A 13,285-nucleotide genomic window follows, 5' to 3' on the forward strand; every position below is an offset into this window, starting at 1 on the left:
TTCCCTCATGTCCGCTTCCCTTCAGGAAAGCCGTTCCGCCCGTTTCGCCCTGCGCTGCTCGGCCTGGGCCGAGCGCTGGTTCCCCGACGCCTGGGTGTTCGCCGCCTTGGCGGTACTGATCGTCACCCTCGCCGTGCTGGGCATGGGTGCCAGGCCGGCCGATACCGCCAAAGCCTTCGGCGATGGCTTCTGGAGCCTGATTCCCTTCACCCTGCAGATGGCCTTCGTGGTCATCAGCGGCTACGTGGTGGCCAGTTCACCGCCTGCCGTGCGCCTGATCGACCGCCTGGCACGCATCCCCGCCAATGGCCGCTCGGCGGTGGCCTGGGTAGCGATCATCTCGATGCTCGCCTCGCTGCTCAACTGGGGCCTGTCGCTGGTGTTCGGGGGCCTGCTGGTACGCGCCCTGGCGCGGCGCAGTGACCTGAAGATGGATTACCGCGCCGCCGGTGCGGCAGCCTACCTGGGGCTGGGGGCGGTATGGGCACTGGGCATTTCTTCCTCGGCGGCGCAGCTGCAGGCCAACCCGGCCAGCCTGCCGCCGTCGATCCTGGCCATCACCGGGGTGATTCCGTTCACCGAAACCATTTTCCTCTGGCAGTCCGGCGCCATTCTGCTGGTGCTGCTGGTGGTGTCGGTGATCGTCGCCTACGCCACGGCTCCGGGCCCGTCCAGTGCCCGCAGCGCCGAGGACTGCGGCGTCGACCCGGCCTTCAACCTGCCGCCACTGGCGCCACGCACCCGCCCCGGCGAATGGCTGGAATACAGCCCGTTGCTGATCATCGTGCTGGTGGTGCTGGGCGCCGGCTGGCTGCTCAACGAGTTCAGCAGCAAGCCGGCGATCACCGCGATCTCCGGGCTGAACACCTACAACTTCCTGTTCATCATGCTCGGCGCGCTGCTGCACTGGCGGCCGCGCAGCTTCCTCGACGCCGTGGCGCGGGCCGTGCCGACCACCACCGGGGTGCTGATCCAGTTCCCGCTGTACGGTTCGATCGCCGCACTGCTGACCACGGTCAAGGGGAGTGATGCACAGACCCTGGCGCATCACATCTCACTGTTCTTCACCAGCATCGCCACCCACGATACCTATGCCGTGCTGATGGGCATCTATTCCGCCGTCCTGGGCTTCTTCATCCCCTCCGGCGGCGGCAAGTGGATCATCGAGGCACCCTATGTGATGCAAGTGGCCAACGAGCTGCAGTACCACCTGGGCTGGGCGGTACAGATCTACAACGCCGCCGAGGCGCTGCCGAACCTGATCAACCCCTTCTACATGCTGCCGTTGCTTGGCGTGCTGGGCCTCAAGGCTCGCGACCTGATCGGGTTTTCCTTCGTGCAGCTGCTGGTGCATGCGCCCATCGTGCTGTTGCTGCTCTGGGCCCTGGGCACCACCCTCAGCTATACGCCGCCGGTGATGCCGTAGCCCCGGGGCGGCTTGTCATTCGGCCGCCACGGGGGTCAGCAGCGGTCGGCCAGCGAAAAACGCCAGCAGGTTGTCGCGTACCAGGCGTACGGAGTCTCCGGACGCCTCGGGCGAAAGCCCGGCTACATGGGGTGTCAGCACCACATTGGCGAGGGCCTTGAAGGCGTCAGGCACCTGGGGTTCGTCATCGAAGACGTCCAGCGCCGCACCGGCGATCTGCCCGGCCTGCAAGGCGGCCAGCAGCGCTTGGGTGTCGACCACCGAAGCACGGGCGACGTTGACCAGGTAGCCCTGCGTACCGAGCGCCTGCAACACCTCGGCATCCACCAGATGATGGGTAGCCGCGCCGCCGGGCGTGGCGAGCACCAGAAAGTCCGCCGCCTCGGCCAGTTCACGCACCGACGGCTGCCAACGATACGCCAGGTCCTGGCGCGGGCGACGATTGTGGTAGTCGATATGCATGCCGAAGGCTTCGGCGCGCCGGGCAATCTCCAGGCCCACGGCGCCCAGCCCGAGGATGCCCAGGCGCTTGCCGGCAAACGATGGGCACATGACCTTGCGCCACTCGCTACGGCGCACCGAAGCATCGGCCTGCGGAATGTCGCGCACCATCGCCAGCAACAGGGCCATGGCATGGTCGGCGACTGTCGGCGCGTTGACTCCGGCGCCATTGCTGACCAGGATGCCGCGCGCCTGGGCGGCGGCGACATCGACCTTTTCATAACCGGCGCCGCTGACGCAGATGAGCCGCAGGTTCGGCATGGCATCCATTTCCTCGGCGAACAGCCCCAGCGGGCCACGGGTGACCACCGCGTCGATCTGCCCACCCTGTTCGGCGATGACCTGCGCACGGCGCTCGGGGGTCTGCGCACGGATCAGGCTGAACCCGCCATCCTCGAGGATCGGCAGGTAGTCATTGAGGTTTTCGACCAGCACCAGCAGGGTTGTCATGATTGTCAGCTCTTGCCCGGAAAAACCCCGACCTTAACCCGAGTGACCGCCTCGCTGCATGCCTTGTCGAGTTCATGAATGCGTATGACGCTGCCTTTTGACCTGGTACATGGCCTGGTCAGCGTGCCGGAACAGCTGCGCCAGATCGCCAGCGTCGTCCGGATAGCAGGCAATACCGATACTGGCCGAGATAGTCCAGTCGTGCTCGCCAAGGCGCACCGGTGCCTGCAACGCGCGAGCGATGGCCCGCGCCGTGCGGCTGGCATCCGCCTCGCCCTGTACCCGCTCCAGCAGCACCACGAACTCATCGCCGCCGATGCGCGCTACGGTATCGCTGTCGCGCACGCAGCCACTCAGGCGCCGTGCGACTTCCTGCAGCAAGGCATCGCCCGCCGCATGTCCCAGGGTGTCGTTGACCTGCTTGAAGTGATCCAGATCCAGATACAAGGCTGCCAGCTTGTCGCCATAGCGCTCGGCCTGGCGAACCGCCAGGTTCAGACGCTCCTGCAGCAGCACCCGATTGGCCAGCCCGGTGAGCTGGTCGTAGCGGGCCATGACCTGCAGGCGCTCATAAAGTTGCTTGCGGTCGATGGCCGCCGCCACATGGCTGGAGACAATTTGCAGCAGCTCCAGGTCCTGGGCGACTTGGGCAGGCTCGTCACGGCCGCTGGAAATCAACAGCGCGCCAATGATGCCGCTGGAGGTCTGCAAGGGTACGGCCAGGCAGTCACTGCCCGCCCGCGGCTGGGCGCTGCTCAGCACCTCATCGACCAGCGACTGGGTCGCAGCACACTGCAATTCATCGCTGCGGTAGGCGAACGACAGGGTGCCACGTTCGGCGTCCTGCAAGGCGATGGACAGCCAGCGGACACTCAGCAGCTGGCTCAGCAGTTGGTGAATGCGCGTGAACAGCCCGTGCAGGTCATCGCCCATACTGGCCGCTGCCGAGATCTCCAGCAGCGTCGCGCGCACCGCGTTGGCGCGCTTGAGGGCTGTGACGTCACGGGCCACGGCGATGCGCAGGCGATCCTCTTCGGACCAGCGCGCCGACCACATGACATCCACGACATTGCCCTGCTTGTGCAGGTAACGATTCTCGAAATGCAGCTTGGGCTCACCGCCCATGATTTGCGCCGCGGCCTCCAGGGTTCTGGCGCGGTCATCGGGGTGGACCAGCTGCAGCATGGGGATACCGATCAGTTCCTGGGGGCTATAGCCGAAGATTCTCTCGAATGCAGCGTTGACGTAGACAAAGCGTCCCTCTGAGTCCACCACGCAGATCGCATCCATGAGCATATCGACGAAGCCCTCCAGATTCGTGCAGGCGATTTTTTCCATCAGCCAGTACCTGGAAAAGGGGGACGTTCACACGCTCGACGCAGTTGCCGGCCAGACTGGCGGCACATATCGTTCAGCAACGGGTCCAATAGTGCCCAAACGGATTGCTTTTCGCCATTACCCGCTGCATGCCCATCCGGCAAACCATGCGGCGACTTTCGCACAAGGAATTACGAGCATGCCCGCATTCGCCCCCCGCCTCACTCCACTCTTCGGTCGTCTGGCCCTGGCCGCCATCGCCGCGACGCTGGCCGCCGCTCCGGCACTGGCCAGTGAAGCGCCCGGCCAGGCCCTCGCTGCCAAGGCTGGCATTCCCTGGCCGGCGGTCATCGCCCACCGGGGTGCCTCATTCGATGCCCCGGAGGAGACACTGCCGGCGTTCATCCTTGCTCGGGAACTGGGTGCCGACTATCTGGAGCTGGACCTGCAACGCACCCAGGACGGCGTACTGATCGCCCTGCACGATGACAACCTGCAGCGTACCACCAACATCGACGAGGTCTTTCCGGCCCGCGCCCACGACCCGGTGAGCAGCTTCAGCCTCGCCGAACTCAAGCAGCTGGACGCCGGCTCGTGGTTCAACAAGGCTTACCCGGGCCGTGCCCGTGACCGTTACGCCGGGTTGAAGATCCTGACCCTCGAAGAAGTGATGGACATCGCCGAGGGCGGCGCCAACAAGCCCGGCCTGTATATCGAGACCAAGGTTCCTGAGCAGTTTCCCGGCATCGAGGCAGACCTGAAAGAGGTTCTGCAGCGTCGCGGCTGGCTGCGTGAACGCCCGGCGGCGGCGCCTGGACAGGTCAACGTCGCGCACATGCCAGGCCGCGTGGTGCTGCAGACCTTCGACAAGTCCAGCCTGCAACTGCTGCACAAGGAGATGCCGCAGGTGCCCAAGGTGCTGTTGCTGTGGGTCGGTGAAGGTTCGATCAAGCCAAAGTCGGCGGTGCCGTTCAAAGACTCGGGCTTCAAGGACAAGGCCAGCTACTACGCGGCCCAGGAGGTCAGTTCCAAGGCCGAGTTCGAGGCCTGGATCGACTGGGCCAAGGCCAACGGTGCCATCGGCACCGGACCTTCATCGCGATTGGCCAATGGCGGTGACCAAAGCTACATGGATCTGGTCAAGCCCTGGATGAACGAGCTGACCCATGCCAAGGGGCTGATCGTCCACCCCTACACTGTCGATGAAGCCGTGGACTTCAAGAGCATCAGTGCCGCCGGGGCCGACGGCTTCTTCACCAACCGTACCGCCGAACTGCTGAAGTTCTATCAGCGCCCTGCCCGCCAGGACATCGATAGCCTGCTCAAGAGCAACGGTTACTGACCGCGCCCGGACACGTCGGCCTACCGGCGTGTCCGATCTGGTGTAAGCTCGCCAGTCATCGCTCAACGATCGAGAGGCTTATGCAGTCCCCCTTCCGACGCTCGACCCTTGCCACGCTGCGCGGTTTCAACCTGCCCGACACCGCGATCAACCTGCTCCCTTCGGCAGCCGACTATCGGCGCTGCCTGCTGGAGCAGATCGCCCAGGCGACCCGGCGCATCTACATCATCGCCCTCTACCTGCAGGAAGACGAAGCCGGACAGGAAATCCTCGACGCCCTGTACGCCGCAAAGGCCGCGCGTCCGGAACTCGACGTGCAGGTACTGGTGGACTGGTTCCGCGCCCAGCGCGGGCTGATCGGCGCCGGGCGGCAACCAGGCAACAGCGCGTGGTATCAGAGCCAGCACCTGGAGCATGACGTCGAAGTGCCGATCCACGGTGTACCGGTACAGACTCGCGAACTGTTCGGCGTGCTGCACCTCAAGGGCAGCGTGATCGACGACAAGGTGCTGTACACCGGCGCCAGTCTCAACAACGTGTACCTGCACAAGCTCGACAAATACCGGCTCGACCGCTATCACCTGATCCACAGCGCGGAGCTGGCCGACAGCTTCGTCGGGTTGGTGCAGCGCGACATCATCGGCTCGCCAGCCGTGCATCGTCTCGACCTGCCGCAACCGCCCAGCTCACGCAACCTACGGGGTGAAATTCGTGCCTTTCGCAGCCAACTGAAACGCGCCACCTACGACACCGCCCAGGGGGTTGCCGAGAATGGCGAGCTGCGCATCATTCCCCTGCTGGGCGTCGGCCCGCGCAATGCACTGAACCGCACCATCTGTGAGCTGATCGCCAGCAGTCAGAGCCACCTGAGCATCTGTACGCCGTACTTCAACCTGCCGATGGCGGTGACCCGGGAAATCAATCGTGCGATCAAGCGCGGCGTGGTGGTCGACATCATCGTCGGAGACAAGACCGCCAACGACTTCTTCATTCCCCCCCAGGAACCGTTCAAGGTCATTTCTGCGCTGCCATACCTGTACGAAATCAGCCTGCGCCGCTTCGCCCGCAAGCATCAGGCGGCCATCGACCGCCAACGACTGAACCTGCACTTGTGGAAGCACGGCGACAATACCTACCACCTAAAGGGCATGTGGATCGATCAGCGCCATACCCTGCTGACCGGTAACAACCTCAACCCGCGAGCCTTCAACCTGGACCTGGAGAACGGCCTGCTGATCGATGACCCCAAGGGAGAGTGGCTGGAGCCCAGAGCCCGAGAGCTGGCCAGCCTGATGCAGCACACCCGGCGCGTGGGGCACTACGAAGAGCTGCAGACGCTGGCGGACTACCCGGAAGGGGTGCACAAGTTTCTGCGTCGGGTCAGCCGGGTGAAGATCGAGCGCCTGCTGTACCGGATTCTCTGAGCCACGCGGCGGTTCCACACAACGGGCAGCGCAGGCTGCCCGTAGCGAACGGCTGACTCAGTCGATCAGTTGTGCGGCGCGCAATGCCTGAACGGCCGCCAGCCAGCGCGGCTGGCTGCGGTATTCGGTGCTGGCATGCGCCTGGCCACGCATGCGCGCCAGCCGTGGCGAAGGGCTGACGTTCAGGCGCTGCGCAGCACTCAAGGCCAGTTCGGCGCTGGCGCGGTCGTTGCAAACCAGGCCCATGTCACAACCGGCTCCCAGGGCCGCCTCGATGCGGCTGGCCGCGTCGCCTGCCACGTGCGCACCCGCCATCGACAGGTCGTCACTGAAAATCACCCCGTCAAAACCCAGCTCGCCGCGCAGGATTTCCTGCAGCCAGCGCCGTGAGAAACCGGCAGGCTGGGCATCGACCTGCGGGTAGATGACATGCGCCGGCATCACCGCCGCCAGCTGACGACTCAGGCGCGCGAAAGGCACCAGGTCATGGGCACGGATGCTCTCCAGGCTGCGCTCGTCGGTGGGAATGGCCACGTGCGAATCGGCTTCGGCCCAGCCGTGCCCCGGGAAGTGCTTGCCGGTGGCGGCCATGCCCGCTTCGTTCATGCCGCAGATGAACGCGCCAGCCAGGCGTGCGGCATATTCGGGATCACCTTCGAAGGCACGGGTACCGACCACGGCACTGCGCCCGTGGTCCAGGTCCAGCACCGGCGCGAAACTCAAGTCGAGACCCACGGCCAGTACCTCGGTCGCCATCAGCCAGCCGCAGTGACGAGCCAGGGCTTCGGCATCAGGGCGTTCAGCGATCGAGCGCATGGCAGGCAGACGCACGAAGCCTTGGCGCAGGCGCTGCACCCGCCCACCTTCCTGGTCCACCGCCAGCAGCAGGTCCGGGCGAATGGCGCGGATCGATGCGCTCAGCTCGCGGACCTGACGCGGGTGCTCGATATTGCGGGCAAAGATAATCAGACCGCCCACTTCGGGCTGGCACAGTAGATGACGGTCTTCAGCGGTCAGCCAGGTACCGGCGACATCGACCATCAGGGAGCCTTGCAGGCCAGAACTCATAGAAAACACCTTGCCTTGGATCGAGCCGGCATGGTGCTTGATCCTGCGGCCCGGTGCAATGCGGCTTCAGGCCTTGGCGGCGAGCGCGGCGGGTGTCTTGTTGCGGGGTCTGAGTTGCGCGGACACCATGGAAGGCTCGGTCACACCACTCTCGGCACGCATGCCGGCGGCCAGGAACGGCACCATCAGGCGCATGACCTGCTCGATGGAGGTGTTGACCCCGAAGTCATTCTCGGAAATCGCCCGCAGGGCCTTGATACCGGACATGCTGAACGCCGCGGCGCCCAGCATGAAGTGCACGCGCCAGAACAGCTCGATGGGGGGGATTTGCGGCGCGGCCTCGTTGACCAATTGCATGTAGCGGCGGAACACCTTGCCGTACATGTCTTCCAGGTAACGACGCAAGTGCCCCTGGCTCTGGCTGAACGCCAGGCCCAACAGGCGCATGAAGATGGACAGGTCGTTGCCGCTGCGCGGCTGCACGGCCATGGCCTGCTCGACCAGGATACCCAGCAGTTCCTCAAGGCTCGGCTTGTGCTCGGGAAGACCCTGGCGACGCTCCAGCTCGCGCTCAAGGCTGGCGCAGAACGGCCCCAGGAAGCGGGAAAAGACCGCCTGGATGAGGGCTTTCTTGGAACCGAAATGGTAGTTGACCGCTGCGAGGTTCACCGACGCCTTGCTGGTGATCAGCCGCAGGGAAGTCTCGGCGAAGCCTTTTTCGGCGAACAGCTGCTCGGCAGCATCAAGGATACGTTCTACGGTTTCCGACTGGGCCATGGCTCTCTGCCTGACAAAACAATCGTTTGAAACATACGTTTCAGCCCTGTCATTTGTCAAGCGGGCGGTTCATTTTGTGGCTGAACAGTCACGCGTTCAAGTTGTCCCGACCAGCGCCCGTTCGGCACCTGCATCAAATCGGCGATTGCCAAGACGCAGCCACTGTATATAATCCCAGTCACTGTATAAAAAGACAGAGCGCACGAAATGATCAAACTGACGCCACGCCAGGCCGAAATCCTTGGCTTCATCAAACGCTGCCTCGAAGACAATGGCTATCCTCCTACCCGTGCGGAAATCGCCCAGGAACTGGGCTTCAAGTCTCCGAACGCCGCCGAGGAACACCTCAAGGCCCTGGCCCGCAAGGGCGCCATCGAGATGACCCCCGGCGCCTCGCGCGGCATTCGCATCCCTGGCTTCGAAGCCAAGCCCGACGACAGCAGCCTGCCAATCATCGGTCGGGTTGCCGCCGGAGCCCCCATCCTCGCCCAGCAGCATATCGAGGAGTCCTGCAACATCAATCCCACCTTCTTCCATCCCAGCGCCGACTACCTGCTGCGCGTGCATGGCATGAGCATGAAGGATGTCGGCATTCTTGACGGCGACCTGCTGGCCGTACACACCACGCGTGAAGCACGCAATGGCCAGATCGTCGTAGCCCGAATCGGTGACGAAGTCACGGTTAAGCGCTTCAAACGTGAAGGCAGCAAGGTCTGGCTGATTGCTGAAAACCCTGAGTTCGCCCCCATCGAGGTCGACCTCAAGGAACAGGAACTGGTCATCGAAGGCTTGAGCGTCGGCGTCATCCGCCGTTAAGGAGACAGTCATGCAGTTCCATCCGGCCCCCAATACCCAATTACCGTTGTTCGAGGCGTTCTTGGCCCAACCCATGGTCACGCCCCTTCAGGAGCTGCCGCCGGCCATGCGCGAGCCGTTGCCGGAAGTGTTCAGCGAGCTGTCGTTGCGTGGTGCGGCCGGAAACTGCCTTGGTCTGCTGGCGCCCATCCTCCGGGAACTGAGCCAGGAGCAGGACGCGCGCTGGCTGACACTCATTGCACCACCGGCCAACGTGACACAGACCTGGCTGCGTGATGCCGGGCTTAACCGGGAACGCATCCTGATCCTGCGGCCACGCAGCAACCAGACCGCGCTGGACCTGACTCGGGAAGCCTTGCGCCTGGGGCGCAGCCATACGGTCGTCAGCTGGCTCAGCCCACTCAGCGCATCGGCACGCCAGCAGCTGACTGCGGCCGCACGAGACGGCGAAGCACAAAGCCTTAACGTCAGGCTGGGTTGAGCACCATCGAACCCTGCGCGCGGGGGTACGTGGACAGCGAAAGGTGAAAGCGAAACCATCAGCGGTAACCAGCAGGCGTTACCGTTCTGATTGCAAGACACAGGCAACTCACCCGAATTGACGGGACAAGCCCCTGTCGAGAAACTGCCTGAACCAGCGCGCTGGGTTCAGTGCAGGACGCGTGGACCTTCCTCTTCCTTTTCCAGCACGCCTTCGGCAAGGCGACCCGCCATCTGCACGCCGACGCTCAGCATGGCCTTGGCCACTTCCACGTGCTGACCTTGCAGGAACACCTTGGCATCTTCAGAAAAGTTGAGCGTGACCAACGAGCCTTCATCCTCGGCGCGACGCAGTTCGATGCGCCCGTCAGGAAGCTCGACAATTTCAAGAAAAGAAGTAGACATCAGTACAAATTCTCCGCGAAAGGCGGACATTGTAACAGTCTGGCCCTCCGCATACACCCACGCTTTTCAGAACTCGTTCATGCCCTGACGAAAACGCACCGCCAGTGACTTGATCGACTGCCGCCAGCTTTCCAGCTCCGCATGACTCAAGCCCTGCTCAGGCTCCTCGTCATCCAGATTCACCGCCTGGATCATCGGCTGGGTCACATCGCCCTTGGGCTTGCTGGGTGCACGTGGCGGTCGGAACAGGTCGGCATGGGCATCGAGCAGTTGGCCCAGCCAGGTATGGCGGTTCTGCGCCAGCTCGATCAGTTCGGCCAGTTCCGGAATCGCTACGCTGTCCAGTACCTCGGGCGCCAGCAGCGTCTCGGCACGAGGCGCCCCGGCCTGAGGCAGGCGGTAGTAACCGGCGATTTCATGACACAAGCCCAGCAGCGCACCGTAGAGGTGGAACAGGACGGTTTCGCGACTGGCCTGCACCTGGGCCTGGGCATTCAGTGCCTGACCCTGCTCTGCCTTGCTCAAGGCCTCGAGGGCCAAACCGGCGAAGAAAATCTTCTGGTTGGTTCGGGTATACAACTCGTGGGCCATGCTGGCGCCTCCCTGAAACGATGAAACCGATTACCGGCCTTGGCCCCTGCCGACGCAGGGGCGTCGCCCTCAGCGCTTGTCTTCGACCTTCCAGGTTCCACCATCGTAGAACGCGCGCCAGCCGGTCGGCTTGCCGTCGACCTCGGTCTGCACATACTGCTCCTTGGTCTTGCGGCTGTAGCGCACCACCGACGGACGGCCATCCGGATCCTGGGCAGGCGCATCGCACAGGAAGTGATACTTGGGATCGATTTCCTGCTTGTGCGGCAGCAGCTCAAGCACCAGCGGCGCTCGGGTCTCGCGGTTCTTGGGGAACTGGCTGGCAGCCAGGAACAGCCCTGAAGCACCGTCACGCAACACGTAGGTGTCGTCGACCTTCTCGCACTTGAGCTCCGGCATCTTCACCGGGTCCATCTTCGGCGGCGCCGCATCGCCGTTCTTCAGCAGCTTGCGGGTGTTCTTGCATTCAGGGTTGGTGCAACCGAAGAACTTGCCGAATCGACCGGTCTTGAGCTGCATCTCGCTGCCGCACTTGTCACACTCCAGGCTCGGGCCTTCATAGCCCTTGATGCGGTAGCTGCCCTCTTCGATCTCATACCCCGAGCAGTCGGGGTTGTTGCCGCAGATGTGCAGCTTGTGTTTCTCGTCCAGCAGGTAGGCATCCATCGCAGTGCTGCAGATCGGGCAGCGATGCTTGCCGCGCAGCACCCGGGATTCGGACTCGCCCTCGTCGTCTTCGGCGATCTCGTCACCCGGCGTGAGGTTGACGGTGGCCTTGCAACGCTCCTTGGGTGGCAGGCTGTAGCCCGAGCAGCCGAGGAACACGCCGGTGGAGGCGGTACGGATCTGCATCGGGCGACCGCAGACCTTGCATGGGATGTCGGTCATCACCGGCTGGTTGGCGCGCATGCCGCCTTCCGGCGCCTCGGCGATCTGCAGCTTGGTGCGGAAATCGTCATAGAACTCGTCCAGCACGTTCTTCCAGTCACGCTCGCCCTGGGCCACGTCGTCGAGATTTTCTTCCATGCCGGCAGTGAAGCCGTAGTCCATCAGGTTGGAGAAGCTTTCAGCCAGGCGCTCGGTGACGATGTCACCCATCTTCTCGGAGTAGAAACGACGGTTGTGCAATGTCACGTAACCGCGATCCTGAATCGTCGAGATGATCGCCGCGTAGGTGGAAGGTCGGCCGATACCACGCTTTTCCATCTCCTTGACCAGGCTGGCTTCGGAATAGCGCGCCGGGGGCTTGGTGAAATGCTGGCTCGGGTCGAGGGCGAGCAGATCGAGCTTTTCGCCTTCGGCCATGTCTGGCAGCACACCATCATCACCGGGCTTGGCGATCTGCGGCAGCACCTTGGTGTAACCATCGAACTTCAGAATACGGCCCTTGGCACGCAGCTCGAAATCGCCAGCGGCCACCGCGACGGTGGTCGACAGGTACTGGGCCGGCGGCATCTGGCAAGCCACGAACTGGCGCCAGATCAACTCGTAAAGACGCTCGGCGTCCCGCTCCATGCCGGAGAGCTTGCTTGGATGGGTGTTGACATCCGACGGGCGAATCGCTTCGTGGGCCTCCTGGGCGCCTTCCTTGCTGCTGTAGAGGTTCGGGCTGTCCGGCAGGTACTTCTTGCCGAACTCGCTCTCGATGTAGCTGCGTGCCATCGCCAGGGCGTCGGCAGAGAGGTTGGTCGAATCGGTACGCATGTAGGTGATGTAACCCGCCTCATACAGACGCTGGGCCATCATCATGGTCTTCTTCACCCCGAAGCCCAGACGGTTGCTGGCAGCCTGCTGCAGGGTCGAGGTAATGAAGGGTGCCGAGGGCTTGCTGCTGGTCGGCTTGTCTTCACGACGCACGATGCTGAAGCTGGAAGCCTTCAGCTTGTTCAGCGCGGCCATGGCCTGGGCTTCGTTGAGCGGCTTGAAGGCCTCGCCCTTCTCCCGCGCCACCTCGAAACGTACCTGTGCGCCCTTGGCGGTGCCCAGGTCGGCGTGGACCTCCCAGTACTCCTCGGGGATGAACGCGCGGATCTCGCGCTCACGCTCGACCACCAGTTTCACCGCCACCGATTGCACACGGCCGGCAGACAGGCCTCGTGCGACCTTCTGCCACAGCAATGGGGACACCATGTAGCCCACCACGCGATCGAGGAAGCGGCGCGCCTGCTGGGCATTGACCCGGGCAATATCCAGCTCGCCGGGTTTGGAGAAGGCGTCCTGGATGGCCTTCTTGGTGATTTCGTTGAACACCACACGCTTGAAGCGCTCGTCTTCACCACCAATGGCCTCGCGCAGGTGCCAGGCGATCGCCTCCCCCTCGCGGTCCAAGTCCGTTGCCAGGTAGATGGTGTCGGCATCCTTGGCCAGCTTGCGCAGCTCTTCGATGACCTTTTCCTTGCCCGGCAGGATCTCGTACTTGGCTTTCCAGCCGTGCTCCGGGTCCACGCCCATGCGCGCTACCAGCTGGCGACGGGCCTTTTCCTTGGGGCTCAGGGCCGGTGCCTCGCTGGCGGTAGCCTTGCCGCGCTTGGCCGCGGGCTCCTTGCTGGCGCTGGCCGAACCGCTGGTGGGCAGGTCACGGATATGGCCGATACTCGACTTCACCACGTACTGGTTGCCCAAATACTTGTTGATGGTCTTGGCCTTAGCCGGGGATTCCACGATGACCAGCGATTTGCCCATGGATCA

The 13,285-nt window shown here is 63.6% G+C and carries 12 protein-coding genes; 5 read left to right on the top strand and 7 right to left on the bottom strand.

Features of this window, described 5'->3' with window-relative positions; translation table 11 throughout:
• Nucleotides 1-7 precede the first annotated feature (7 nt).
• Nucleotides 8-1,426, top strand: coding sequence for a TIGR00366 family protein (locus QZ497_RS17765; RefSeq protein ID WP_295477353.1), 1,419 nt, complete (start codon nt 8-10; stop codon nt 1,424-1,426).
• Between the two features lie 15 nt (nt 1,427-1,441).
• Here the strand turns inward: QZ497_RS17765 and QZ497_RS17770 are convergent, their stop codons facing one another.
• Both QZ497_RS17770 and QZ497_RS17775 read right to left on the bottom strand, forming a co-directional pair.
• Nucleotides 1,442-2,377 (bottom strand): 2-hydroxyacid dehydrogenase, encoded by a 936-nt coding sequence (locus QZ497_RS17770; RefSeq protein WP_295477355.1) that lies wholly within the window; start codon nt 2,375-2,377, stop codon nt 1,442-1,444.
• A gap of 72 nt (nt 2,378-2,449) precedes the next feature.
• Nucleotides 2,450-3,715 (bottom strand): sensor domain-containing diguanylate cyclase, encoded by a 1,266-nt coding sequence (locus QZ497_RS17775; RefSeq protein ID WP_295477357.1) that lies wholly within the window; start codon nt 3,713-3,715, stop codon nt 2,450-2,452.
• A gap of 178 nt (nt 3,716-3,893) precedes the next feature.
• Here QZ497_RS17775 and QZ497_RS17780 point away from each other — a divergent pair, with 178 nt between their 5' ends.
• Together QZ497_RS17780 and pssA are read left to right on the top strand one after the other, a co-directional pair.
• A complete protein-coding gene (locus QZ497_RS17780) occupies nt 3,894-5,036 on the top strand; it encodes a glycerophosphodiester phosphodiesterase (protein WP_295477359.1) in 1,143 nt (380 codons plus the stop codon).
• Nucleotides 5,037-5,116: 80 nt separating this feature from the next.
• Nucleotides 5,117-6,460, top strand: a complete 1,344-nt coding sequence (pssA, locus tag QZ497_RS17785; protein WP_295477361.1) for a CDP-diacylglycerol--serine O-phosphatidyltransferase — start codon at nt 5,117-5,119, stop codon at nt 6,458-6,460.
• Nucleotides 6,461-6,517: 57 nt separating this feature from the next.
• On the opposite strand, the gene nagZ is transcribed toward pssA, so the two are convergent.
• Nucleotides 6,518-7,516 (bottom strand): beta-N-acetylhexosaminidase, encoded by a 999-nt coding sequence (gene nagZ / locus QZ497_RS17790; protein WP_295477492.1) that lies wholly within the window; start codon nt 7,514-7,516, stop codon nt 6,518-6,520.
• Between the two features lie 78 nt (nt 7,517-7,594).
• Complete coding sequence (locus QZ497_RS17795) at nt 7,595-8,305, bottom strand: TetR/AcrR family transcriptional regulator (RefSeq protein WP_295477362.1); 711 nt, start codon at nt 8,303-8,305, stop codon at nt 7,595-7,597.
• Between the two features lie 207 nt (nt 8,306-8,512).
• Between QZ497_RS17795 and lexA the strand changes: the two genes are divergently transcribed.
• Together lexA and sulA are read left to right on the top strand one after the other, a co-directional pair.
• Nucleotides 8,513-9,121 (top strand): transcriptional repressor LexA, encoded by a 609-nt coding sequence (lexA, locus tag QZ497_RS17800; protein WP_295477364.1) that lies wholly within the window; start codon nt 8,513-8,515, stop codon nt 9,119-9,121.
• 10 nt (nt 9,122-9,131) lie between these two features.
• Entirely contained in the window at nt 9,132-9,602 is a 471-nt protein-coding gene (sulA, locus tag QZ497_RS17805; RefSeq protein ID WP_295477366.1) for an SOS-induced cell division inhibitor SulA, read from the top strand.
• A gap of 167 nt (nt 9,603-9,769) precedes the next feature.
• On the opposite strand, the gene QZ497_RS17810 is transcribed toward sulA, so the two are convergent.
• The 3 genes from QZ497_RS17810 to topA all read right to left on the bottom strand — a co-directional run bounded on the left by QZ497_RS17810 (nt 9,770) and on the right by topA (nt 13,279).
• Nucleotides 9,770-10,006 (bottom strand): hypothetical protein, encoded by a 237-nt coding sequence (locus QZ497_RS17810; protein ID WP_295477368.1) that lies wholly within the window; start codon nt 10,004-10,006, stop codon nt 9,770-9,772.
• Between the two features lie 66 nt (nt 10,007-10,072).
• Nucleotides 10,073-10,597, bottom strand: coding sequence for a DUF6586 family protein (locus QZ497_RS17815; protein WP_295477370.1), 525 nt, complete (start codon nt 10,595-10,597; stop codon nt 10,073-10,075).
• 69 nt (nt 10,598-10,666) lie between these two features.
• A complete protein-coding gene (gene topA, locus QZ497_RS17820) occupies nt 10,667-13,279 on the bottom strand; it encodes a type I DNA topoisomerase (protein WP_295477372.1) in 2,613 nt (870 codons plus the stop codon).
• Nucleotides 13,280-13,285 lie beyond the last annotated feature (6 nt).

The organism is uncultured Pseudomonas sp. (assembly GCF_913777995.1).
Classification (GTDB): Bacteria; Pseudomonadota; Gammaproteobacteria; order Pseudomonadales; family Pseudomonadaceae; genus Aquipseudomonas.